General features: G+C 45.2%; 24 protein-coding genes. 16 read left to right on the top strand and 8 right to left on the bottom strand.

Annotation, left to right across the window (positions count from 1 at the left end; translation table 11 throughout):
* Window positions 1-8: 8 nt before the first annotated feature.
* Window positions 9-410: a thiol-disulfide oxidoreductase DCC family protein gene (locus tag RH88_RS10785; protein ID WP_005595805.1), complete on the bottom strand. Its 402-nt coding sequence runs from the start codon at window positions 408-410 to the stop codon at window positions 9-11.
* Window positions 411-689: 279 nt separating this feature from the next.
* Window positions 690-1271 (bottom strand): HdeD family acid-resistance protein, encoded by a 582-nt coding sequence (locus tag RH88_RS10780; RefSeq protein ID WP_005595804.1) that lies wholly within the window; start codon window positions 1269-1271, stop codon window positions 690-692.
* Window positions 1272-1735: 464 nt separating this feature from the next.
* Between RH88_RS10780 and RH88_RS10775 the strand changes: the two genes are divergently transcribed.
* Both RH88_RS10775 and RH88_RS10770 read left to right on the top strand, forming a co-directional pair.
* Window positions 1736-2968 carry an NAD(P)/FAD-dependent oxidoreductase gene (locus tag RH88_RS10775; RefSeq protein WP_005595802.1) on the top strand — a complete coding sequence of 411 codons (1233 nt, stop codon included), beginning with the start codon at window positions 1736-1738 and terminating at the stop codon, window positions 2966-2968.
* Between the two features lie 125 nt (window positions 2969-3093).
* A complete protein-coding gene (locus RH88_RS10770) occupies window positions 3094-4392 on the top strand; it encodes a dicarboxylate/amino acid:cation symporter (protein ID WP_005595800.1) in 1299 nt (432 codons plus the stop codon).
* 99 nt (window positions 4393-4491) lie between these two features.
* Here RH88_RS10770 and RH88_RS10765 read toward each other — a convergent pair whose 3' ends face one another.
* Window positions 4492-4947 carry a DUF417 family protein gene (locus tag RH88_RS10765; protein WP_005595798.1) on the bottom strand — a complete coding sequence of 152 codons (456 nt, stop codon included), beginning with the start codon at window positions 4945-4947 and terminating at the stop codon, window positions 4492-4494.
* Window positions 4948-5024: 77 nt separating this feature from the next.
* Window positions 5025-5369 (bottom strand): rhodanese-like domain-containing protein, encoded by a 345-nt coding sequence (locus tag RH88_RS10760; RefSeq protein ID WP_005595796.1) that lies wholly within the window; start codon window positions 5367-5369, stop codon window positions 5025-5027.
* Window positions 5370-5618: 249 nt separating this feature from the next.
* On the opposite strand from RH88_RS10760, the gene RH88_RS10755 reads away from it, so the two are divergent.
* From RH88_RS10755 to RH88_RS10745, 3 genes are all read left to right on the top strand, one after another.
* Window positions 5619-6002, top strand: a complete 384-nt coding sequence (locus RH88_RS10755) for a DUF2541 family protein (protein ID WP_005595794.1) — start codon at window positions 5619-5621, stop codon at window positions 6000-6002.
* A 536-nt stretch (window positions 6003-6538) separates the two neighbouring features.
* The gene (locus RH88_RS10750; protein WP_005595793.1) at window positions 6539-7567 is read left to right on the top strand and encodes a methyl-accepting chemotaxis protein; all 1029 of its coding nucleotides are present in this window, start codon (window positions 6539-6541) and stop codon (window positions 7565-7567) included.
* A 10-nt stretch (window positions 7568-7577) separates the two neighbouring features.
* Window positions 7578-7877 carry a hypothetical protein gene (locus RH88_RS10745; protein WP_005595791.1) on the top strand — a complete coding sequence of 100 codons (300 nt, stop codon included), beginning with the start codon at window positions 7578-7580 and terminating at the stop codon, window positions 7875-7877.
* 93 nt (window positions 7878-7970) lie between these two features.
* Here RH88_RS10745 and RH88_RS10740 read toward each other — a convergent pair whose 3' ends face one another.
* Window positions 7971-8525: an outer membrane beta-barrel protein gene (locus RH88_RS10740; protein WP_005595790.1), complete on the bottom strand. Its 555-nt coding sequence runs from the start codon at window positions 8523-8525 to the stop codon at window positions 7971-7973.
* Window positions 8526-8999: 474 nt separating this feature from the next.
* On the opposite strand from RH88_RS10740, the gene RH88_RS10735 reads away from it, so the two are divergent.
* Complete coding sequence (locus RH88_RS10735) at window positions 9000-10280, top strand: DEAD/DEAH box helicase (RefSeq protein WP_005595788.1); 1281 nt, start codon at window positions 9000-9002, stop codon at window positions 10278-10280.
* 248 nt (window positions 10281-10528) lie between these two features.
* Complete coding sequence (locus RH88_RS10730; protein WP_005595786.1) at window positions 10529-11416, top strand: LysR family transcriptional regulator; 888 nt, start codon at window positions 10529-10531, stop codon at window positions 11414-11416.
* A 143-nt stretch (window positions 11417-11559) separates the two neighbouring features.
* On the opposite strand, the gene RH88_RS10725 is transcribed toward RH88_RS10730, so the two are convergent.
* Window positions 11560-12597: a linear amide C-N hydrolase gene (locus RH88_RS10725; protein WP_005595784.1), complete on the bottom strand. Its 1038-nt coding sequence runs from the start codon at window positions 12595-12597 to the stop codon at window positions 11560-11562.
* Between the two features lie 121 nt (window positions 12598-12718).
* On the bottom strand, window positions 12719-13594 hold the full coding sequence (locus RH88_RS10720) for a LysR family transcriptional regulator (RefSeq protein ID WP_005595782.1): 876 nt from the start codon (window positions 13592-13594) through the stop codon (window positions 12719-12721).
* A gap of 166 nt (window positions 13595-13760) precedes the next feature.
* On the opposite strand from RH88_RS10720, the gene RH88_RS10715 reads away from it, so the two are divergent.
* From RH88_RS10715 to RH88_RS10690, 6 genes are all read left to right on the top strand, one after another.
* Window positions 13761-14177 (top strand): RidA family protein, encoded by a 417-nt coding sequence (locus RH88_RS10715; protein ID WP_005595780.1) that lies wholly within the window; start codon window positions 13761-13763, stop codon window positions 14175-14177.
* A 126-nt stretch (window positions 14178-14303) separates the two neighbouring features.
* Entirely contained in the window at window positions 14304-15794 is a 1491-nt protein-coding gene (locus RH88_RS10710; RefSeq protein ID WP_005595778.1) for an aldehyde dehydrogenase family protein, read from the top strand.
* 126 nt (window positions 15795-15920) lie between these two features.
* On the top strand, window positions 15921-16907 hold the full coding sequence (locus RH88_RS10705; protein WP_005595776.1) for a membrane dipeptidase: 987 nt from the start codon (window positions 15921-15923) through the stop codon (window positions 16905-16907).
* A 140-nt stretch (window positions 16908-17047) separates the two neighbouring features.
* Window positions 17048-18622: a BCCT family transporter gene (locus RH88_RS10700; protein WP_406853102.1), complete on the top strand. Its 1575-nt coding sequence runs from the start codon at window positions 17048-17050 to the stop codon at window positions 18620-18622.
* 143 nt (window positions 18623-18765) lie between these two features.
* Window positions 18766-20532, top strand: coding sequence for a hypothetical protein (locus RH88_RS10695; protein ID WP_005595772.1), 1767 nt, complete (start codon window positions 18766-18768; stop codon window positions 20530-20532).
* Entirely contained in the window at window positions 20529-21260 is a 732-nt protein-coding gene (locus tag RH88_RS10690; protein ID WP_005595770.1) for a DUF3726 domain-containing protein, read from the top strand. Before RH88_RS10695 ends, RH88_RS10690 begins: the two co-directional genes overlap by 4 nt.
* Before the next feature lie 92 nt (window positions 21261-21352).
* On the opposite strand, the gene RH88_RS10685 is transcribed toward RH88_RS10690, so the two are convergent.
* Entirely contained in the window at window positions 21353-22012 is a 660-nt protein-coding gene (locus RH88_RS10685) for a hypothetical protein (RefSeq protein WP_005595768.1), read from the bottom strand.
* A gap of 244 nt (window positions 22013-22256) precedes the next feature.
* Between RH88_RS10685 and RH88_RS10680 the strand changes: the two genes are divergently transcribed.
* The 3 genes from RH88_RS10680 to RH88_RS10670 all read left to right on the top strand — a co-directional run bounded on the left by RH88_RS10680 (window position 22257) and on the right by RH88_RS10670 (window position 24636).
* Window positions 22257-22943 (top strand): tetratricopeptide repeat protein, encoded by a 687-nt coding sequence (locus RH88_RS10680; RefSeq protein ID WP_005595767.1) that lies wholly within the window; start codon window positions 22257-22259, stop codon window positions 22941-22943.
* 2 nt (window positions 22944-22945) lie between these two features.
* On the top strand, window positions 22946-23860 hold the full coding sequence (locus tag RH88_RS10675; RefSeq protein WP_005595766.1) for a hypothetical protein: 915 nt from the start codon (window positions 22946-22948) through the stop codon (window positions 23858-23860).
* 203 nt (window positions 23861-24063) lie between these two features.
* On the top strand, window positions 24064-24636 hold the full coding sequence (locus RH88_RS10670; RefSeq protein ID WP_005595765.1) for a LemA family protein: 573 nt from the start codon (window positions 24064-24066) through the stop codon (window positions 24634-24636).
* The last annotated feature ends 57 nt before the right edge of the window (window positions 24637-24693 follow it).

The following is a 24693-nucleotide window of genomic DNA, read 5'->3' as shown; positions in this document are numbered from 1 at the left end:
CTGAGAGACTACAATTCACATTGTTTGCAGCGTGTTTGACCGGTCAGTAAATACGATAGCTTGTAACGATAGCGGGCAAATAACCAATAGCCACCTCTAGCAATACTGCGCAAGATAGGCCATCGCAAGATACGCAGTATCGGTTTCTTACCAGTGAGCTCCCATAAGTAAATATTGGCGTCTACTCCGAGTCTAAGTTGACCGCTTTGGTCGATGACATGCAATACTCTTAAGCATTCAGACTGTTCCACAGTAGGGTAGTGCGCCATCATTATCTCATTCTGTACATTCACAAAGGTGACGCTGTCACTTAGGTGTATTTTCAAACTCGACATCTCTTTGACACACAGTGGGCATGAAGCATCATAGAAAATGGCGACTGCAGAGACTGGTTGCTTCAGATTGTGCATGTTAGTCCTCTTCCTAGTATGACGGTGAGCAGATCATCTAATTAGCGCTTCAACCGTTATTTAGCGGCTCGTATCTGTGCTTTACCCTATATCTATGTCCTACGGAGGATAAGTTGAACAGATCAAAAGAGGTGTGTTCATCACAAGCCGTCACTGAATTAACTCATCGCGCAAACAGAGGCATACAAAAAAGCCACAAAATGAGTATTTGTGGCTTTTGGAATAGGCAATGTCGTGTTACTTGAGTGTATTTACTCGTTCAATTTAACCCTAATTGGTTTAAATCGTGTCTACTGCTTTACGCATTTGTAAACCAAGGAATATGAAGCTCACGCCTTCAAAAATAAGCGAAATGCCGACAAAAATACCCAGTAGCGAGAGCGAGAATGCAGGATCGCTGAGCATAGAGAAGAAGTAACCGCCGATCAATAGTGAGATAAGGCCGCTTAAAATAATCCAGCTACTACCTGGTAATGAACGGTTTCGAAAACCGAAGATCATTCGAGTTGCCCCATTGAACATCATCACAACGACCATCAGCATGGTCATTGTTACTAGCCCAGCGAGGGGTTGGAATAGAATAAACAAACCGCCGATGATGTACAAAAGTGCACTGAGAACATACCAAGTTTTGTCTTTCCATCCTTGAATGCTAAAGGTGTGGTATGCCTGTACTAAACCGCTGAATAGGAAGATGCCACCGACAATAGTTGTGATGGTGATACCTGCGGCAACAGGTAGACTTATGGCAGCGATACCGGCCAGTGAGACTAGCACTCCGACAATCGCAAACCATTTCCAGCCTTTTGATAGTAATGTCTGAGCTGTCATTTGAGAGTTAGCTTGTTGTGTTTCGCTCATCGTGAATTCCTTTACGTTATTTAATTCATCTGATGAATCCAATTTACGCCTCTTTCATCGCTCTACAACTGATTAATACACAACTATAAATTCCATTTTTGTCGGTTGTAGTGCTTAAACTGAGGCGAAACGGGCCTTCCGCAGAGTAAACCTAAATCGAGGGTGACGATTTAGGGGAGCAATAGCGCAACCTATTGATTGCACGTGGCTCTTTATTTTGTTTTCAAGTTTAGTTGAGGTTTGTTTAGTGTGCTGAAGATTCAAGTTGAAATTATCCCGAAGACAAAAATCATTATTACAAATAGGTAATAGTCATTTGTAATTTGCTCGGATTATCAAAAAAACATCAGGCAATATAATGTGCGCCATCAGTTGATATGTGAGCTTTGCGTGCTACATGTCACAACAGAATTTTCACGGTATCTAGGGTGAACCTAGTGCTGTAAGCACAATTGGAGAGCACGATGTCTAGAATCGTAGTTGTTGGCGGCGGTGCCGCAGGTCTTGAACTCGTCACTCGCTTAGGCCGTAGTTTTGCGCGACGTCATAAGCATGAAGTCATTTTGGTCGAACCAGCAAGTCACCACTATTGGAAGCCTCGTCTACATGAAATCGCGGCGGGAACTTTTGACGATGAACTCGATGCTGTCAGCTATTTACAGCATGCATACTGCAATCAGTACCAATACCTTCAGGCGTCAATGAGTGATCTAAATCGTAACAAGAAGCAGCTTGAAATACGTAATGTAGACGGTGACATTTCAACGCTTGATTACGACTATCTTGTTATTGCCGTTGGTGCAGTAAGCAATGATTTTAAAACCGAAGGGGTGAGCGAACACTGCTTGTTTTTAGATTCAGCAGAGCAGGCTCAACAAGCATGGGATCAAATTAACCCATTGCTTCGCGCACAAGGTGAGCAACATATCTCAATCGTTGGTGCCGGTGCGACAGGTGTTGAACTGGCGGCAGAGCTTGCAAAAGTAAGCGAAAAGCTAGGTCGCTATCGTCACGATGCCAAACTTCGAATCACTCTAATCGAAGCGTCTCAACGTGTTCTGCCAGCGGGGCCTGAATGTATGTCTGAGAAAGTGCAGCAGGCGCTGCTCAAGCATGGTGTGGAAGTAAGAACTAACACCCGAGTGAAACGAGCAGAACAAGGCAAATTGATCACCGACAGCGGTGAAGTGATTTCTGCGGATTTGCAATTATGGGCTGCGGGTATTAAATGTGCTCCTTGGCTTGCAGAGCTTGATGGCTTGGAAGTTAACCGACTGAATCAGTTAAAGGTTTACTCCACGCTTCGTACTACCCGTGACAATGCTGTGTTCGTTATCGGGGATAGCGCGGAATGCCCACAACCGGATGGCAGCTTTGTCCCCCCTCGTGCACAAGCGGCGAATCAAGCGGCAATGCACTTAGCACGTCAATTTAAGCGTTTACTGAAAGGTAAATCGATTAAGCCATTTGCGTTCCATGATGGCGGAATGGTGATTGCGGTCGGGCATGACTATGCCGTAGGTAGCCTAATGAACAATAAATTGGTGCTGCGTGGTCGTTTGGTGCGCAACCTTTACGACACGATTTTCCGTCTACACCAACGGATTTTATTTGGTTGGGGACGCGTCACCGCGCTGGTGGTGCTCAAGCGTGTTAAAGGCTCATTGAACCCATTTTATAAAAACAACATTTCGTAAATTGACTCGATTGAACTGAGAAGTACTGCGGTGCTTCTCAGCTTTTCTTATGCTATTTGGCACGGTTTTACACTCAGCATTGCCGAGCTTAAACCGCAAAGCTTTACCTATTCGGAATAACAATAATGTGGAATAAATTACGTGATTCACTGCCTTTGCAGTTGATGATTGCTGCCATCGCTGCATGGGCCGTTGCTAGCCTATTTTCATTGAACCATTTAGCGAGCGACGTAACGCAACAGGGTTGGTATCAAGTTATCTTACTGGGCAAAACAACCTACCTTGGTTTATTGAAGATGGTGGTAGGCGTTGTCGTGATGTTGTCGCTATTGCAAGGTATCACCAGCATTGGTTCGATCATGCGCTTGAAGAAGATTGGTCGAACGACGTTACTGTTCTATAGCTTTACTACGTTTATCGCCATCAGTTTAGGTTTGGGCGTTTCGCTTATGTTACCTGCGTGGCAACCGTTGACGACTGCTGTACCCGTTGAGGAAGGCGTCAAATTGATCAGTGCCGAGGCGGCTAGTGGTGGTGCGATTGCCGCAAAACTGCTTAATATGGCATTAGTCAATCCCGTTGCGGCCTTGTCTCAAGGTAACTTATTAGCCATTGTATTATTCTCGTTTTTGTTAGGTATCGCCTTGCTGTCCGCGCTACCTGAGAAGCATCCTTTGTTTGAAGTTCTGGCAGGGCTGAACAAAGGGGTCAACACTTTAGTGTCAGCGATCGTGCGTTTAGCTCCACTTGCGGTTTTTTCAATTGTGTTTGAGTTTACGGTAACGGGCAGCAGTTCGCTGTTTAAACAGTTAGCACTATTTGCGCTATTGGTTTTTGCCTTAACGGTGGTACATGGTGCGATTGTGTTGCCAAGCATTGCCAAATTCGTCACTGGCATCAGCATTAGAAGACTTTTCAAGGCCATTTCGGCACCAATGGCGATGGCATTTGCGACCTCGTCAAGCTCCGCTACGTTACCACTTTCTATGCAAGTTGCAGAGCAAGAGCTTAATGTATCGCAAAGTACCAGCAGTATGGTGTTGCCTCTCGGGGCGGTGATGAATATGGACGGCACCGCGCTGTTTGAAGGTGTGGCAGCCATTTTTCTTGCTCAGCTATTTGGTGTTGATTTGACGACCTCTGGCTTAGTGATGATTTTTATTATGGCGATGGTGTCATCAGTCGGTGCACCAGGTATGCCTTCAGGCTCTATGTCAGGCATGCAAATGGTGCTACTTGCCGCGGGTATCCCTCTAGAGGCGATTGCGATATTACTGATCATTGAACGCCCGTTAGATACGTTTAGAACCGCGGTTAATGTGGAGGGAGACTTGATTGCGTCATTAGTGATTGATAAGTGGCAGCAAGATGAAGTGGACACTGAGCAGCCTGTCATAACTCGCCGACTTAGCACTCATTGTTAACGTGCCAAGACAGAATCAATTTGGCTGTCAAAGCAAGAAATACAAAGGGCGGTTTATCCGCCCTTTGTGCTATTTTGAGTTCTTTCAAAGGTTGTTTGTTTAATGCTCGCGGTTACGTTCCACCACACTGATGGCGATCGCCAAAAAGAGAATGTCTTTGACTAAGAAAAAGTTGCTAACGAGGATGCCGTCAGACACTTTCCAAGTATTAGGAGTGGTAATCAAAAAGCTCAGCGTAGCAAGGAAAATGATCGATGCCGCGATACCAGAATAGAAGGCGATTTTTGGTTTAGACAAACCAATTAACAAGCCCGCCGCGACAATGATTTCGGTTGCACCGATAAGGTTGGAGACCATTTGTACTGACAAAATGGAGTACAACCAGCCCATTAAAGGGTGGTTGTCCACTAACGGTTTGATCAGTGCCGCTTCTGTCGGTGTAAATTTATAAACGCCAATCCACACTAATACTAAAACAACACCAAGCACGCCGAGTGTATAACCGATATTTCCATTAATATTATTACGTTTAACTGAAATTGTTTGTTCTTGCATTACTTTACTCCAAATTCAATAGGCCAGAATATGACCCTTGAACTTGAAGATAAATTTCGACTTACATCGTTACTTTTTTAACGGCTTTGCTGCATCTCCTCAAATCCACCAGCATTGTGCACTTGAGTAAAGCCTTGAGAGATCAAGTAGTCATAAGCTCGGCCTGAACGCGCGCCGCTTCGGCAATAGACCACGATGGCTTGCTGTTTATCGATGTTGGCAAAGTGTTGTGCGAGATCGGAAAGGGGGTAGTTGATCGCGTCGTCTAGGTGGCCAGCTTGAAATTCTTGTAGTGTTCGTACATCAACCACTAGCGCTCCTTTCTCAATCCATTGCCAGCCCTGTTCTGCTCGGGGAGACGCAAGGGCGCTGGTACTTGCTACATTCAGTATCGCAATCAGTACAATGAGGGCTTTGTTCATGGTTGATCCTTGATAATTTAGATAAGAATTTGGTGATTATGAGATACGTCAGATCACAATGTTGATTTTAGAGGATTTCATCGTAACGATGCTGTGATTGATGAAGCTATACGTGAAAATATTCATGCTGATTTATTGTAAGCGTTAGGTCAGAGCCAGGTAATATTTCGCCTTTGCGTAAAAATACTATTAACACTTAATCTGATAAATCCATAGAATGCGCGCACTTTGTTCACTAACGTACAATTCATGAAAATTAAATCCATTCTAATTGGTTCGCTTATGGCGGCCGCGTTATTTACCACTCAAGCACAAGCGGACGATAAGTTTACGCTAGGGCGTACTATCTTATTAGAGCATGGCAAAAGTGCAGCTAAAATCCCAATGGTGATTTGTCGTCGTACTAATGCCATAAAAATTAAGGCTGAGCGTGATATCAACTTACGTAAAGCAGTGGTGAATTTTCAAAATGGTGAAAGCAAAACTATCAGCTTCTATCGTGATTTCAAAAAAGATGAAACGAGTGATTGGCGCCGTTTCGGTTACCGTCGTTGCGTGAAAAGCATCGATGTGTACGGTAATTCGGAACGCTCCACTGGTGGCGTGAGAGTTTACGGAAAAGAAAAAGATTAGATTTGAGATTAGCCACCAGAGAGGTGGCTTTTTTTTGTTCATTTTTTGCCATCGAATTGGTGATTGCCACAACGGAGTTTGATTGCGTTTATTCGAGGCTTATTAATGATGGTCATAAAATCTGCAATTGTGGATAACAATTGCAATTAATCGAAACGATAAAAAGTCAAAAAAGAACAACACTAGCCAGAGCGGTATGGTGATGGAGTATTTTGTATGAATCAGGAAAAGTTGGCACAGTCTCACGAATTTTAAAGGGTTTGTGGTGATTAACATGGCTAGTTTGTTGGTAATTTGTAGTAATGCGTGGCGATTATTATTGTGCGTTGCGCGTTATTCATTCTTGATTGGTAATGTTAGCTAGTTAAGGGTGCTAGGATTTTTCCTACAAAAGCCTTGCCGAGTGTCGATGTTGCTGCTTAAAAAAAATACAAAACGTTCGTTGATAGGAGCAACGAGTGAGAACAATGTTGTTCTATTTGCAGATGGAAGGATTGCCGTATTTGTATTGAGTATAACGATTAGGCTATATAAAAATGAACCTCAAATTCCTCTCTGTGTTAACTGTTTTAATCTCTATCATCACGCCATCAATGTATTCCATTGGTCTTGAGCTTGATCGTCACACCGCCAGCGTTCTTGTGGCAATATTCACCTCGATGACGGTGGTCAGCTCCGTATTATTCATTCGTGCTCGACTAAAATTAACAGAAGTGAATTCGGATCTAGGGAATTTTCTCAACGAACTGCACTCCTCGTATCAATCTTCTTATCAGAGTTTGAATAACAACGTAAAAGAGACGGAAGAGTGTTTTCTCGATCTTGAACAGATCTCTGCATCGACCGTTGAACTCTCCTCAACATCGCAAAGTGTGTGTCAAGAAGCGTCAGTCGCGAATGATGCCACTGAGCAAGTGCTGAAAGATCTACAAAATGGTCGTCGCTTAATGGAGTACGATGGTCAAATTGCTATGCAAGTCTTTAACTCGATTGAAGATTCTGCTCAGATATTTGCTAAATTGTTTGAGTGTTCAAGCAATATCAACTTGGTCGTCGACACGATTAACCAAGTCTCGAATCAAACATCATTGTTGGCACTCAATGCCTCGATCGAAGCAGCACGTGCCGGTGAGCATGGTAAAGGTTTCTCGGTGGTTGCTAGTGAAGTACGTAAGCTATCGATGCAGACTCAGCAGAGTACCTTGGTGATAAAGGATGCCGTTGAAAAACTCAATGCCTACAGCACCAAAGCACAAGATCACATTAATAAAAACCAAACAATTATTAAGAAGTCATTTGCGTTGTCGAAGCATTTAAATGAAGCCTTTGAAAGTATTAACTCAAGTACTCTAAAGCTTGCATCAATCAATGCCGTAGTGCATGAAACGTCAAGCAACCAAACGGTAGTGACCAGCGATTTATCATCTCGTATTGAAGATGTTTATAGTAAGTTAGATAACAGCTTGGCAAATGCAAAATCGATTCAAGAGAAAAATGCTTATATTAGCGCCATTATTAGCAAGATGAAGCAATTCAGCCACGACGACCACTCTAATGTGCTCTAGCAAAAGAAAGGTGCTAGGCACCATTTTATTGTTAGGCACCATGCTATTGCTCGGCCTAACATCGTCTCCTTCGATGGCGGCGATTACCTGCCAAGAATTTACTGAGCAATTTAAGCGGCAAGATTTTACTAAAATTGAAAGTATGTTTGAACGAGCCGTTCAAGAGATGGGCTACCCACACTCTTCGGTGTACCTCAATAAGTTTTATGCCAAATCACCCTCTGAGCAGGTCAAAGAGATCAGGCGAGTTTATCGCGGGTGCTATTCGCTAAAGAAGTCGAATGAGCACTTGGTGAATTTGATTCGCTAGATGACAAGTAAAGAGTTTGGTAAGTGTCTTGGTGAGTGAGTTAATCGCGTGGGAATAGCGATCTTCCCACGCTTAAGAGATCAATATGTCAGATTAAAAGTGGTAGCTTAAACCGGCATAAAAGCCATCAATCGTAAAATCGACAGAGTCAATTTCGGCTGCAGCCATTTTGTAACCCAAGTTTAAGCCAAGGCCATAGTTTGTTTCATACCCAGCTTCAAATCCAAGTTGGTAACCAATATCGGCTTCACTAGCTGAAATATCTTCGTGAGAAAGTTCTACGTTGACTGAACCAAGGCCAAACAAGCCCGCCAGAAAGAAATTTTCTCCGCCGACATACAGTTTAGGTTTAACGTTTACAAAGAAAGCTGAGCTCTCAAATTTAACGTCATTTGCGAACTCTGCATCACCTAAAATACGGTATTCAGCTTCTAAAGCAACGTCAAAAGAGTCGGAGATTGGGCTTTGGTAACCAATTATAAAGTTATAGCCAGAATCATTATCTTCAGTCGCTGATAAACCTAACACTTCCATTTCCGTTTGATTGCTAAAAGCAAAGTCAAAACCAACATAGACGCCATTTTTCGCGTAAGCTGTAGAACTTAGTGATAGAGCAATCACTGCTGCTAAGTATCCGATTTTTTTCATTTTAATCATCCGTAATTATATGGGCTTAAGTTAATAAACTAACGGATGATTCGTTTGTGTACAATTTTCTGGATGTGTCACTTGTCGCATAATTGTTAATAATGTTAGTGCTATTTATGTCTAGTTGGTAAGTAATTGTTTCTGCTTGTGATCACCTTAGTGTGGGCTTAGATAACACCCTAAATTCAGGATTACTCTCTCAACTAAAGTAGCGGTATAGCCTCTTAATGCATATCACACGTCAGAGCATGAGAGAGTGCTTATATCAACATAAAGATTAGAATGTTGATTCTAAATCCTGCTAGATATAGAGACAAGTTGCATATGATTAGGGCTTGCATCATCTTTAATTAGCGATAATTGGCTGCTTTGTTTAAAATAAGTCCCCAAGCTGTGGGTTCTAATCTATAATCTGCGACCGTGTTTTTGGTTATGCTTATGTTTGGTATTAGCCGTTAGTTTTAGGAACAAGATATGTCATTTGCATCACAAAATTTTTCTCCAGAAATCGTAAAAGCGCTCACTGAATGTGGTTACGAGAAGTTAACTCCTGTTCAGCAGCAAGCGATTCCTATGGCTCGTCGTGGCCACGACATTCTTGCTAATGCTCAAACGGGTACCGGTAAAACGGCTGCGTTTGCGTTACCAATCATTCAAAACATTTTAGATAAACCAAAATCACGCAACCGTCACCAAGCGCGTGCTGTTATTTTGGCACCTACTCGTGAATTGGTTGCTCAGATTGCCCAAAATGTTCGTGATTACACCAAATACACTGAGCTAAAAAGTGTCGCGATTTACGGTGGCGAAAAAATGGCCTCTCAACAAAAAGCACTTGAGCAGGGTGTGGATATTTTAGTTGCGACTCCTGGCCGTTTGATTGAGCACTTAGAGCTGAAAAACGTATCTCTAGTGAATTTAGAATTCCTCGTATTTGATGAAGCAGACCGTATGCTAGACATGGGATTCATCTCTGCGATTGAAAAAATCATGCAAGGTGTGAAGACTAAGCCACAAACCATGTTGTTCTCAGCGACATTCTCAGCGCAAATGAACAAACTGGCGGGCGAGATCCTACGTGCACCTAAGCGTATTGCGGTTGCGCGTGAAAACACCACGGCAGAAACCATTGCTCACGTGGTATACCCAGTTGAGCAAGAGCGTAAGCGTGAACTACTGTCTGAGCTAATTGGCCGCAAAAACTGGAAACAAGTATTGGTTTTTGTAAACTACAAAGAGACGGCGAACGAGCTAGTCAAAGAGCTAAAGTTAGACGGTATCAAAGCGGTTCTTTGCCATGGTGACAAAGCGCAAAGTGCACGTCGTCGCGCTCTGGACGAGTTCAAAGAAGGTAAAGCACGCGTGATGATCGCAACCGATGTTGCTGCTCGTGGTCTTGATATCCAAAACCTACCGCACGTAGTGAACTTTGATATGCCATTCCTAGCGGAAGACTACGTACACCGTATCGGTCGTACTGGCCGTGCAGGACAAAAAGGTAACGCAATTTCATTCGTTAACCGTGAAGAAGAGCTAACTTTACAACAAGTAGAAACCTTGATCGGTCAACGTATCTACCGTAAAGAGTTGGAAGGTTACGAGCCGAAAAACCGCGATGCGCTGATTGAAAAAATGCACTCTAAACCAGCATTTAAAAACCGTAAAACGCGTACCAACAACCCAAGCGATTCAAACCAAGGTGATGCAGAGCGTCGCAGCCGTTTGATGCGTATGATCCGCAATAAGAACAAGTAATTCTATAGTTGCAGCTGTCTGCACAAGAATAAATGACGAAAGGCGATACCATGGGTGTCGCCTTTTCTATATCCCTCCTTCCTTGTCGAATCTTTGAAAAATTGGCTTCTCTTTCACATTTGTCGAGCAAATAACAAAGCGATACGTTTGTGTTCACGCATAATGATGGGATAAATCCAACATTAATGATGTTAACCATTAGTGGTATCAAGCATGAGTAGCATCAAGCAAGGGACAAGGGAGTGACGATGTTTTCTTACGAGCATTTAAAATCGTTCTGTGCAACGTATGACGAGAATAGCTACAGTGGCGCAGCTCGCCTGTTAGGTAAAGATCGCACCACCATCCGAGAGCAGATAAAGGCGCTCGAAGATAGCTATCACGTAATGCTATTTTCGATAGAAGGAAAAAAAGCGGTACCGACTGAGTTCGCGCGCTCTATCTACAAGCAGGCCCAGTTGCTAGTGAGAAACAGTGAGCGGCTTGATGTTCGAATGCTACAAGCTTATCAACAGCCGTTAAGCTCAATTGATTTTTACCATGATACGCTGATGCCGAACGACTTAGTCATCCAGATTGAAGCGTTTGTCATTCAACATCATCCGCATGTGATTTTAAATTGGTTGCATCGCAATCGAGATGAAATTTTGCAGGAAGTGGCCAATGGTCACAACCAGATCGCCATTATGCAACATCGCATGGAAAGCTTCTCTGAATACCCTATAGCGGCAATCAAACTTGGTGATGGTGACTTTGCTGCGTATGCGCGAGTAGGGAGCCCATTGTTTGATTTGGATGTGGTGCAATTGGAGGATTTGCAGTTAGAAGCGCAATACATCAGCGAAAACCAAACTAAAACCATGCCGGAATGGTTGGGAATTTCACCTTACTATCGCACGGTCAGCAACAACGACATGCTACTCGACTTGGTTAAGCATCATGGTTGGGCGTTGTTACCTTGCAATCTCGCCGAGGAGGCGGTGGAATCCCAGCAGATCCGCCGCATTGAGTTAAAAGAACTGACTCGCACCGCTAAGTTTGGCTTATCATTTTTTTACCCACTGAGTTTTGAGGCAACTGATGTCTATAAAGGCTTAGTTGAGGTAATAAAGCGTTACTCTAAAAAGCATCTATGAGTGTGCGCCAAGAAGATAGGCATAAATCAAAAGAGTAGGGTTAAGCCGTGAGTCACTAGCCACTAATGAGCTCACCGCCTAACCCCAAATTGTATCGACTGATCTATAGACAGCAAGGCAAGTCGAATGTGTTTGTGCGAAATCTAACGACCAGATTCAATGATCTGCTGGGTTACTTCGCCAATCAAGCCCGGCTGAACCAGTTTGAACTCGATTTGTTTACCTGATGCTTGAATCTCTTTCATATTGTATTGCAACTGGGTGTAGTCATCGCCCCACTGGTAGCGCATCAAGGTTTCACCTGACTGCAGATGGTAGTTAACGGCATATTCAGTTGCGTAGCCAGCCATTACGCCATCAATTGGCACGTTGGGCGCGTCATGGGGAATTTTATAGGTGACCGAATCGAGCTTGAGCATGCCATTAATGATGCTACTTGGCTCGGTTAAGTGCCCCATATAGTAACTAGAGTGAATAAAGCGATCTTCTGGATTCGCATTACCCCCTGTGCCTAAGTTGGTTTGAGAATATTGGTTTTCCTGCTCGCCCCAACCGCGTTTTGAGCGTTCAACATTGGCTAAGTGTTGATCGTAGTCAGGTTGGTTCGTCATCACCGTGTATTGCTTACCATGCCAAATACGAGGGCCTTCTTCTCTAAACTCGATAATCGCAGAGTCGCCGCTGGTGTCTTGCAAGCTGATGTGCAGCGCAATACGAATTGGCACACCTTCGATAAAGTCAGTTTTGGCCGGATTCTCTTCGATAAAGGCGACTGCTTGATCCACCGTTGCAAACTGAGCCAGCAGATGGGTGAGGTAATTTAACGAACCAAAGTCATCACTTTGGGTGCTTTCTTCGGTTGCCATACCACGATCATACAATACGTTGCCACTTAAGCCTGCGCTATTGATCCCATCAGTAATCACGCCGTAAGTGGTCGTGCCGGTAACATCGAACTTGGCCGTTAACTGATTATTGTGAGCAAAATGGGTGAGATATGAGCTGCTCTTTGGCAGATTGACCAAGTGCGGGTCGGTTTGCTCAGACCAGTCAATGGTGCGTGACACAAAGGTGCCGTTGCTCTCGGTATCCCACAATAATCGAGTGCAAGCTTCCGCTGCTGTCACCATACCGATAGAAAAGGTCGCTATAATCGCGCTAGAAAGGACTTTTTTGTTCATAGATGTGGCCTCGTTTATTGGAGAACAAGGCCATCATAGTGGGAATTAAATTAACGATATACTGCATTGTGATGGGTTAAATCCATCATTTAAGCGGTGGATATCAATTTATGTTTGATGGCTAACAACGCAAATATTCAATACACAGCTCGTGAAACGCATGCGCTTGGGGGGAAATGGTGCGATCCATTAAACGAAAAATACCGATCTGGCGCTCCAAAGGCGGATCGATGAGAGGGATCCACACTAAGCGTGTTTCGTTGGTGGGAAAGGCCATTTTCGGCAGAGTGGTAACACCAATGCCCAACTCAAGCACTGAAAATAGCGAAGTGATGTTTTCGACCGAATAGAGCGCTTGCTCGCTTAGAACCCGCGCCGGTGTGGGATCGAGTAGGGTACAAGTACCATTACGAATAAAAGGCTGTTTGAGTAGGGTTTGCCACTCGATGCCTTCAGGATGCGCTGCAATCGGGTTATCGCGCAAGCAAACCACACCAATCGGATCGGAAAGCAGTGGTGTGAAATCAATCGCCCTATCATCCATATAGGTGAAGTTACCCACCGCAAGATCCACTTCGCCGGATAACAAACGGCTGGCGACCCCTGCGGCGTTGTCATCAATTAAGCTCACTTCTACCTCAGGGTATTGCTGACAAAACGTGGCGAGTACGCTAGGGATCAACTTAGCCGCTACCGATGGGACACTCGCAATACGAACTTTACCTTGTTGGCCGGCAGCAGCAGCGCGCAAATCGTTATCGAGTGCACTATACACATTCAGAAACTGCACAATTTTCGGCACGCAGATCTCACCAAAGGGGGTTAACTTAGCCTTATTTCCCGCCTCAAACAGTGGCTGACCGAGCAATTTTTCCAGCTCTTTTATCGAAGTCGAGAGCGCCGCTTGTGAACGATTGGCACGATTTGAGGCCGCGCGAAATCCTCCTTCTTCTACCACCATCACAAAATGCTTTAATTGTTGCAGCTTGATACTCATCAGTACGACTCCTGCCAGCCCTTTATTCACCACACTTTGTTTAAGGTGATAAATAAAACTAATCAAATGAAAAAAATTTACCGTTAGATTTATCGAATGTCAAAGTGCAATATTTAACTAACGAGAAACATATTTATTACATCTTTTATTGCAAGGGTGAAGATTGATGAATAAACACAATAAAAAGACGCCAATTAAAACAGCATTGTTTGCTTCGAAAGCCCCGTTAGAGTGGGCGATTGTTAATAATGGCACTCTCTATACTGCGCAGATCCCAATCGATGACACTGGTGTTGTCGTCGCTGGTGGTATTGAAGCACAAACGCGTCAAACCTTTAACAACCTTGTTCACACTTTGGAGTGTGCAGGGGAGTCGTTAGATTCTGTGCTGCAAGTACTGATTTATGTCACTGACCGTGAGTACCTAAAAACGGTCAATGAAGTTTATGCCGAGTATTTTTCAGCGCCGTACCCAAATCGCGCAGCGATGGTGGTGGCAGGGCTCGCTCGTGAGGAAATGCTGGTGGAATTTGTTGTCTATGCCAGTGCCACTAACGCGATGATTGACTCAGCGGCGCCATAGCGGCACTAGCACATCAAGCAGGTAATCACACCGCTATACTCAAACGAGTTAACTTAGATTATTAGATTGATATTAAACGCTGGCTGGGAAGATTAAGTCGCCGCCAAAGTGAACAAGGAAAGCATCATGACTCAACATCAATACGCACAAAAAACCTTTACTCAAATCACCAATGTGGCGGCAGAAAAGGCGCTTTACATCGGTGGTGAATGGCAATCAGGCGTGAGTACCGTCAGCAATATCAATCCATCAGACATTGCTGAAAATTTAGGCGAGTTTGCTCAAGCAAGTGAAGCTCAGGTTCAGCAAGCCATTGCTGCGGCAAAACAAGCACAACCCGAGTGGGAACACACGCCGATTGAGCGTAAGCAAGCAGTATTACAAGCAATTGGTGATGAACTGATTGGGCGTTGTGATGAGCTTGGTGCACTGCTGGCGCGTGAAGAGGGCAAGCCTTTTGCCGAAGGTCGTGGCGAAATTTATCGTGCCGGTCAGTTCTTCCAATACTTTGCGGCAGAAGTTCTACGCCAGATTGGTGATAACGCGGCGTCAGTTCGCCCGGGTGTTTCGGTGGAGGTCACTCGTGAAGCGGTGGGGGTGATTGGCATTATTTCTCCATGGAATTTCCCAACTGCGACGGCGGCTTGGAAAATTGCACCAGCGCTGGCTTTTGGTAACAGTGTGATTTGGAAGCCTGCCAATTTGACGCCAGCGAGTGCGGTTGCGTTGACTGAAATTATTCATCGCCAAGGTTTACCCGCAGGCACGTTTAACCTGGTATTAGGCGGCGGTTCAACCGTAGGCAATGCACTGATTCACTCAAAAGAGATCGATGGTGTCAGCTTTACTGGATCGGTCGATACGGGCCGTAAAGTGGCCGCTGCAACGGCGCCAAATTTCATTCGTTGCCAGCTTGAAATGGGCAGTAAGAATGCCTTGGTGATTGCTGATGATGCTGACATTCAAATTGCGGTTGAAGCAACGATTGCGGGTTCATTCTCTGGTGCAGGGCAAAAGTGTACTGCCTCCTCGCGCTTGGTGGTGATGGACAGTATTCACGATGCGTACGTCGAAGCGTTGATTAAACGTATGAGTGAGCTGAAAGTCGGTCATGCGCTTGACGAAGGGATCTTTATGGGGCCGGTCGTAGATGGTAAGCAGTTGGATGCCAACTTAACCTGGATTGAAAAAGCCAAGGGTAGTGGGGCGGAATTGGCGTTTGGCGGTGAGCGTCTAACCATGCCGCACGAAGGCTTTTATATGTCACCAACGCTGTTTGTGAATACGAAAAATAGCTGGGAAGTGAACCAAGAAGAAGTGTTTGCACCGATGGCAAGCGTGATTCGCGTATCGGATCTTGATGAAGCTATCGCGACTGTTAACGACACCCGCTTTGGCCTAACTGGCGGCATCATAACGCAAAGTTTGCGCAGCAGCGCCATCTTCAAACAACAAGCTCAAACGGGTTGTGTGATGGTTAACCTACCGACAGCAGGAACCGATTACCACGTGCCATTTGGTGGCCGTAAAGAGTCAAGCTTTGGCCCGCGTGAGCAAGGCCAATACGCCAAAGAGTTCTACACCGTGGTGAAAACCGCTTATCAACGTCCATATTAATCGCTCAAAACTTGAGGTTAAGGGAATAGCCACAAGCAATGGCGTAGAGATTGGGTGTGAAAAATGGGCGCGTTAGGAATGAATGCGCCAGAAATGAAGGCATCAGAAATGGATAGGGGAGTGGCTATGTACCAGCAACGGATCGTGATAGATGGATTGCAATACTGCAATTGGGATAGAGAGTATTTCCAAACGCTGAAGGCGAGTGGCATTACCGCCGTGCATGCCACGATTGTCTATCATGAAAATGCTCGTGAAACCTTAACGCGTTTTGCGGAATGGAATCTGCGTTTTGAGCAAAATGCGGATCTGATCATGCCGATCCACTCCATGGCTGATGTGGAAAGGGCCAAGCAACTAGGCAAAGTGGGTGTGCTATTTGGTGCGCAAAACTGCTCACCGATTGATGATGAGATTGGCTTGATAGAAGTGATGCGTCACCAAGGTTTGCTGATCATGCAATTAACCTATAACAACCAAAGCTTATTGGCGACGGGGTGTTATGAGCAGCACGACACGGGTATAACGCGCTTTGGTAAACAAGCCATTGCAGAGATGAACCGTGTTGGCATGATCATCGATATGTCACACAGCGCTGAGCGCTCAACGCTTGAAGCGATCGACCTTTCCTCTCGTCCAATCTGCATCAGCCATGCAAATCCTACCTTTGCCCATGACGCGCTACGCAATAAATCCAATACGGTGATCAAAGCGCTGACTGAACGTGGCGGCTTGATTGGCTTTAGTTTGTACCCATTCCATTTGCCAAATGGTAGCCAATGTAGCTTAGACGACTTCTGCCAAATGGTGGCGAAAACGGCCGACATGGTTGGGGTTGAGCATCTAGGTATTGGTAGTGATTTATGCCTCAACCAACCACAGCAAGTGCTGGAGTGGATGCGCAATGGTCGCTGGTCAAAAGCGATGGATTACGGTGAAGGTTCTGCGAGTAATTCGGGTTGGCCTGATGCCTTGCCATGGTTTAGTGGCAGTCAGGGGATGGAGAATATTTACCACGGCTTAATGCAACATGGATTCAGTGAATCCGAAGCAGGCCAAGTGATAGGAGATAACTGGTTCCGCTTTTTACAACAAGGGCTAGAACTGAGCTAACAGCCATTAATGCACGCTGCCACAATCATAATTATAGAGCAGGTGTGAAATACACTTTTTGTTGCCAGCCAATGCATCTTCACTGCCTTGGCGCGACATAAAACCTCTGGAGTCAGAGTATGTCTGATTTATCTGATAGCATGAAAACTGCTTCCGCGAAGTCATCTTCAAAGAAGCAAGCAACACTACCGCATAGCAATGAAAGCTCGGTAGAAAAATTGGGTTTAGATAATCCTGCCTTTTGGTACAGCGGTGGCTTTATCGCCTTGTTTGTTGGCCTCGCTTTATATGATGGCGAGTTACTCTCATCACTGGTTAATTCGGGGTTTGGCTGGGCAGTAAAAGTTTTCGGCCCCTACTGGCAATTACTACTTCTTCTCACTTTTCTTATTGGTCTTGGATTAGCGGCAGGGCGAACAGGCAAAGTGATCTTAGGTGGCATTGCCAAACCTGAAATGGATAGCTTTCGCTGGATGGCGATTATCTTTTGTACGCTGCTTGCTGGCGGCGGTGTGTTTTGGGCGGCGGCAGAGCCCATTGCACACTATGTGAGTCCGCCACCGTTATATGGCGTGCAAGACAACCCACAACAAGCCGCAGTCAATGCACTCTCACAATCATTTATGCACTGGGGTTTCTTAGCGTGGTCAATCGTTGGTAGCTTAACCTCGATTGTGGTGATGCACCTTCATTACGAGAAAGGGCTACCGCTTAAACCGCGTACGTTACTTTATCCATTGTTGGGTGAACGCGCACTAAAAGGCCATACCGGTGCATTGATTGATGCGTGTTGTATTGTCGCGGTGGCGGCAGGCACGATTGGGCCAATTGGCTTTCTAGGTTTGCAGGTTAGCTACGCGTTAAATGCTTTGTTTGATGTGCCAGATGGCTTTACTACACAGCTGATCATCATTCTTTTTGCTATCGCTCTTTATACTCTATCGGCCCTGAGCGGCTTGAATCGCGGCATGCAAATGCTTAGCCGTTACAATGTGATTCTCGCGGTCGCTTTAATGGCTTATATCCTTATTTTTGGTCCAACCAACTTTATTTTTAATGGCTACATTCAAGGTGTGGGCAGCATGTTGGATAACTTCATCCCAATGGCCACCTATCGTGGTGATGAAGGATGGCTAAGCTGGTGGACGGTCTTCTTCTGGGGTTGGTTCTTAGGGTATGGCCCGATGATGGCGATTTTCATCGCACGTATTTCTCGGGGGCGCACCATTCGCCAACTTATAGTGACTATTAGCATCATCGCGCCATTGGCCACCTGTTTTTGGTTCACCATTGTCGGCGGTTCAGGTCTTGCGTTTGAAATTGCTAATCCGGGCAGTGTCAGCGCCGCTTTTGAAGGCTTTAATTTACCGGGTGCACTATTGGCCGTGACGCAACAACTGCCAATGCCAATGGTGATTTCGATTCTGTTTTTAATTCTCACCACCATCTTCATCGTCACCACAGGGGACTCAATGACGTACACCATTAGCGTGGTGATCAGTGGTGAAACCGAACCAAATGCCATTATTCGTACCTTTTGGGGCGTCATGATGGGGGTAACGGCGTTGATTTTGATTTCGCTCGGATCCGGGGGGATCTCTGCCTTGCAATCATTCATCGTCATTACGGCTGTACCGGTATCGCTTATCTTGCTTCCTTCGCTGTGGAATGCGCCAAAAATCGCAGTCAAGATGGCAAAAGAACAAGGGTTATAACGAACAGAGTCAGCCAACAAGCAACAGCAATAACGTGAAACGTGGGGGCATTGACTCCCGCATAAAACCTAATACCGACTTGAGGAGTCACTATGCCTTTAGTCGGTACCACAATACTTATAATGAATTAGGTGGTGAGCAAAATGGATGCACATCGTTCAACAGATTCTAAGGCAGTTCTGCGTAAAGCAGAGATTGTTATGGCCCCTGAAAGGCTAGGAGCTATGCATCAAAGTCGAATCAGTTTTGTACGCAGTTTGATTCGAAAAATGGCGCAGCAACAATGGCGAGTGACCAAGCATGAATGGCAATTATGCCCACAAGGCTTCGGCCATGTAATTTATAAGCTGGTTACGCCCGAGCACGTCTACCATCTGGTGGTGTTTTGTGACCAAATTGCTGACAGTGAACGTAACGATCGCGTGATTGCCGAAAAGTGGGATGTGACGTTTGCGCTGGTCTATGGTGATGTTGATATTCCTTTGCTAGAACAACTACGAGCGAACGTGCCGCTACAAGAAGCAGGACGTAACCCCAATAAGGTACTAGTACTCGCGCGAGCCAACAAAAGTGTGCGAGTGTTTGAGCATATCGTTTCTCGCTTGGCGCAAGGTATCCAGCCAGATCCGCAAGAGTTAGCGGAAGTGGGTTACATACTGCGTACCACAGCGGTATATGGCAACGGCAAGTTCGGCATCGCCGATTTCAAATTGCTTGAGAACAACGCCGATTTCAGCCAATCCTTTAGCGCGCAAATGTGCGCCGTCTACTTGATTCGAGAGTTCAGTTTAGACTGGGTTCATTATTTGGCAGAGCAACAAGGTGGCGCTCAAGCGGCAACTCTGCATCGCGGTCTACAACGTTATTTAGGCGTGGGTAACGCGACAGGTCTTGGTATGGCGCCGTATTTAATCAATCACCCTTGTGTGGTCGATCAATGGATGACCACCCGTGAACGCGCAATCTCTCAAGTGCTATCGATGCCTTGTGAGATGGGGTATTACGCGCCGTTATATGATTTATTAGCCAAAGCACAATCTCATTTGCAACAAGTGATCACCATTAATCCTGCGCAAAATCAGCTTAACCTGCGAGCGATTGATGAACTTGCTCAGTTAAACCGACAGCTCGACGACTATCTCCAACAGTGTCCGACGTGGCGTGAGCTAGTGGAACAAACCGCAACATTGAGTTTAGAGACACAGGAGATGCTGCTGTCTAGCCTGATAGAGCTTTACCCTGAACTGGTCGATGATTTCGCTGAGCAAATGAATTGCGATGAAACACTATCATTAGCTAACGGCAAAAAGGCGGCTGACTTGTTAGCGTTACTTGATGAGAAATATCGCTGGGCGATAGACGCTGACTTTACTCAGGCTGAGAATAACTATTGGTTCTGGTATCGTTCGCAAGATAAAGAAGAGCCACGCATGGGGGTACGAGGTGAGGAAGCGGGAGAAGAGCGCGAGTTGCCACTTGATATCGGTCGCCAAGTGAATCGTTTATACCACGCACTAAGTACGCATTCAGCCGAGACGACATTGGCTGAGTTTCTGCTGCGGGAGCCCAAATACCGTGCCATTGCACGTCGTGTCTGGACGCTTGGCAATAAAGAGATGGGTGATATTCAGATGAACGTGTTACGCGAAGATGCGTTGCCGATGCATTTATTGCGTTGCAAATTGGCCATTTTTGGTGCTACCAAGTTTGATCCGCGTTCAGACAGATGGGTGCGAGTGACCTTTTTCCAAGGCTCACCGTTGCTCGACGAAATTCAAGACCCGAGTTACCAAGACAACTGGATATTCCCGTTGTTACCAAATGATGTCTATTTCAACGAAGCCTATTTTGATGACCAGAATGCGGCTAACTGTGATGTTACACAAGGTGAGGGGGGATCAGCACGATGATCGTTTCGCATAATGAATTGGTGGCGGCAGTCAACAAAGCGTTTATGGGTATGCGCCGTAGTTGTGGTGAAGGTGACGTGATCGCCAGCATGGTTGCAGACCTACAAATGGTAGGCCTGAATGGTGTCTATCATTTTAATAATGCCAGTAGCTATCTTGGCCTTGAAGATGATAGTCCGGTCGATATTGAGAGCCTCGCTGATGGCAAAATGAGTATTGATTTGCATGGTGGTAGCGTTGCCTGTCACTTACCCGTGGTGATTGACTATGTGTTGGAACAAATGGTCGGCGCTAAATCAGTTAATGTTACCTTAAGCCGTTGTCATAATCGTTGGTTAGCCTACAGTGAATTAGTTAAGTTGGCGGCTAAAGGGATTGCTTGTCGCGCAAGTTGGGACAATGGTTCATCGCCAAAACGTACCTTGTATATACTGAATCGCGGTTGTATCGCACCAGAGCTTTATTTCTCAGACAATGTAGCTGAGGATGAAGCAGACTTACATTCATTGACGCTTGAATTGTCGATCGAGGATTTTGCTTTACCTGTTAACAGTCATGAGTACACGACTCATATTGAAGCGCAAGAACTGCAACAATCACTGCAAAGTGCGTGGCAAGATGGCATCTTTGTTGATGACGGGGAATGGGCCACTTTGAAGCAGAATGCGACGGTGTTTTTAGTCGAAAATAGCCAGCGTTCAATGCAAGGTGCAGGGGAGTTGGTTTAACCTATCTTGATTAAACTAAGCGATTTATTCGGTTAAGGCCGGAAAATAAGACTTAACGGCACGCTAAGCAGTGCCGTTTTCGTTTCTACTGTTTAGCGAATTACCGTGAGATCTTGGCCTTTAAACTTGGCGACACTAAAATCAGTGTCGCTGCTGTAGACCTGACAGTTAAGCTTTTCTGAGCCTTTCTTTGAGCCGTAAGCCAACTCATAGCAGAACACGTTGCCGTGTTGGCTTAAATCAAGTGCTTTACCCTGTTCATCTTGCGCTTTAACGCCTTTTTTTACGCTTGCCCAAAACGGCGCGTAGTCAATCGCTTGCTGTGCAGGGCACTGCCAAATATTGACGGGAATGAAATTTTCAATCTCGATGCTGGCCGTTTTCACAATGCCGAATGAGTCGACCATCTCAAGGTCGAGAATGCCATAAAAGCGATCAAATGCGCCGCGCGAAAGGGATTGCCACTTCACATCCACTTCAGTACCTATGTTTAGGTATTTGTCTTTATGTCCCCAATAACCGTTTGGCAACTCTTCAGATTCAGGAACAATCTGTATATTTGCGCTTGGGTTAGCTTCGTAGTGTGCAGGGCGAAATTTAGGATCAACCGAAAGATAACCGATTGAGCCCATATAGACAGGGTCAGAGCCAAAGGTCGAAATGGTGAGTTCACAAGGGTCGACTTGGGCTGATGCGACAAAGGAAGCGGTGGCAGTCGGTATCAACGCGAGTAAAAAAAGTAGTGGTTTCATCGGCTTATCCTTAACAAATGAGGCGTTTTTATAGCAGATTGATCACCATTTCACTAGTTGAATAAAAAGCAGATGCCAAATTTTTGATCACACGATGGGGGTAAAATTGCGCGTATTGGTGGCATGTTATGCTCTCGCCGTATAAGATGGCATCTTATAAAATAAAGCTAGATAAACAATGAGTTATGATGATGTTTCATTCTTGATAGCTTAGCGGTTTTATCAATATGGATAATGAGTTCTTGTGGTTAATAAACTGAAAAGTGCCGGAATCACCATCATCGGTACTATTGTCGTGGCATTTGTCTTTTCGTTGTTCAAATTCGACGGTATCCAGCTCTCGGGCATTGAACGATATGCCGAAAAAGTCTCGGTAGAAGAAGCTCGTCAGATCGGCTTTACCTTAATGGGCGATAAGCAATATGCCCAAGCGCGTGCTTTTTTTGAGCCAGCCGCCATGCAAGGTGATGTGCCAAGCCAAATTACCTTAGCGACACTCTATTATTACGACACCACGGTGAACGATCACTTTAAGCTTTCTTATCAGTGGTTCAGTCAGAACTCTGATCACCCACTGGCGCAGTACTACCTCAGCCTTATGTATCATCTGGGGGATTACGTCACAAAAAATGCTCAGCTTGCCCAGTATTGGCAACAAAAAGCAGCACATCAATCTTTGCCTGTCGCCCAACACAATCAAGCAGTGATGTATCTCAATAATGGTCAATATGCGGAAGCTTATGTTTGGGCGAGCTACGCACGTAAAAACGGTTTCTCACGTGCATCTGCTGTGGTTAAACAAGCGGCTGAGAACATGACTCCACAGGAAAAAGCGCGGGCGCAGGTGCAATATGATGGCAATAAAGCCAAGCATATCTGGCAAGGTGAAAGCGACAATTCGTTCAGTGCATTATTAGAAGGGGCATTTTAGCCATGTATATTCAGTCGCTAACTTTGCATCTAGATGATGAGCAAGCTCGCCATTCACCCGTGATCACGAGCCGACGAGCCTTGTTACCTGCACTTAACGACCTCTTGCACGGCGTTGAGGTGGATTTATCGGCAGCGGATGAACAGGGTGTGGTGTTACCGCTACTCGTCGCAGAGGCGAAAGTCAGCAACAGTCGCATTTATCTAAGTTATCACCTGGTTGATCAAGAGAGTGGGTTACTGACCTTAAGTTATGAGAACGCGAGCGGTAAACTGCGTGATAAAGAACTCGGGCAAGTGGCGCGTTGTGAGCTTGAACATTATCTCGAACAGATGCTGACTTTGGGTAAAAATGCGTTTATCGAACAGTACTTTCCACCCGCCGTATTATTGGAAAAAGCAGCCAATATTATGGCGCTTAGTGTGGTGCTCTTTGCGGTATCGGGGCTTTTATCGCTGTTCTTTTTCTCCGACCTAGTTTGGCAAGATGAAGTGTTCGATCAAATATGGCCAATCGCTGGGGTGGTCTATTTTGTCAGTGGCGCCATGCTTTTACCCAAAATGCTGTCAAAACAAACCCGTGAACGTGCACAAATGATGGGGCAAAGTCTACCAAGACAAATGTTTGGCTTAGTCGTAGGGAACCTAGTGCTGACGTGTGGTTTGATGCTCGGTGGTGCGAGTATTTGGCACTATTTAGACGCCAAACCCGCCCAAGTGGATATTGTCTTCGCCGACAAGGCGCGTGATTACTACAGTAAAAATTGCAAAGGTTCGGTGCGCTTAGAGCAATTTTCAGGATCGATCTGTTTAGAAAATAAAGCCTATTGGCAAGTCATTGAAGCAGGCACTCAAGCGAAAGCAACCGGACAGCTATCCCCGATCGGCTTTGCTATTGAAGCCATAGAGTTGAAATAAGTAACGTTGCATCAAGTAAATTGATTGTCGAAAAACCAAAACAGAGTTTATTAAACCCGGCGACGTTTTATAAAGAAATTGCTAAGAATACCGAACTTGTGCGGGTGAAACGTATATTAGGTTTCGCTACCGATCTTGTTCGTTATAACGATAATAATTTTAAGTCGGACAGTTAATTCGACATAATTGAAAGGGAAAGAATCATGGATATAAGTGTGTTATTGGTCTTGATTGTGGTTTTAGTCGCAGGCTTTATTGCGATGCAATATAACGCCATTATTGCCAAGTTTAACGCAGTAGAGCGTGCGTGGGCATCAGTTCTGACCCAAGAGCGCCAAAAAAACAAAATTATCCCTCAGGTAGAAGCGTTGGTAGAACAGTACCGCCTACACGAATCAGATGTACTGACCAAGGTGACTGAATTGCGTTCGGCTTTGTCTGCGATGGATGCGAGTGCTGGTATTGATACCGCGCAACTGGCGGCAGCAGAGCAACAAATGCAGTCGCTAATGCAGGGTTTAAAGGTCGCCGTAGAGGCTTACCCAGAGCTCAAAGCATCGGATGTATATCTAAAGCTCATGGCTGAAGTAAGCGAGCAGCAAGAGCATATTGGTGCCGCGTTACGTATTTTTAACGCTAATGTGGAAGACTTTAATAATGTGATTGAGATGTTCCCGAGTTCAATCGTTAATAATATGCTGCTACGTAAAGAAAAAATACAAACGTTCACGGATAGCGAAGCGCAAGCAGGGTTTGAATATAAACCTAACTTTTAGTCTTTCATGTTGAGATAGGTTTAGGGTGTCATTGGTTCAGTTATATAGGCTTTAGTC

The sequence above is a fragment of the Vibrio scophthalmi LMG 19158 genome (assembly GCF_000222585.1).
GTDB classification, from domain to species: domain Bacteria; phylum Pseudomonadota; class Gammaproteobacteria; order Enterobacterales; family Vibrionaceae; genus Vibrio; species Vibrio scophthalmi.
The sequence above is the reverse complement of the archived record's forward strand: the minus strand, read 5'-3'. Positions and strand labels throughout refer to the sequence as shown.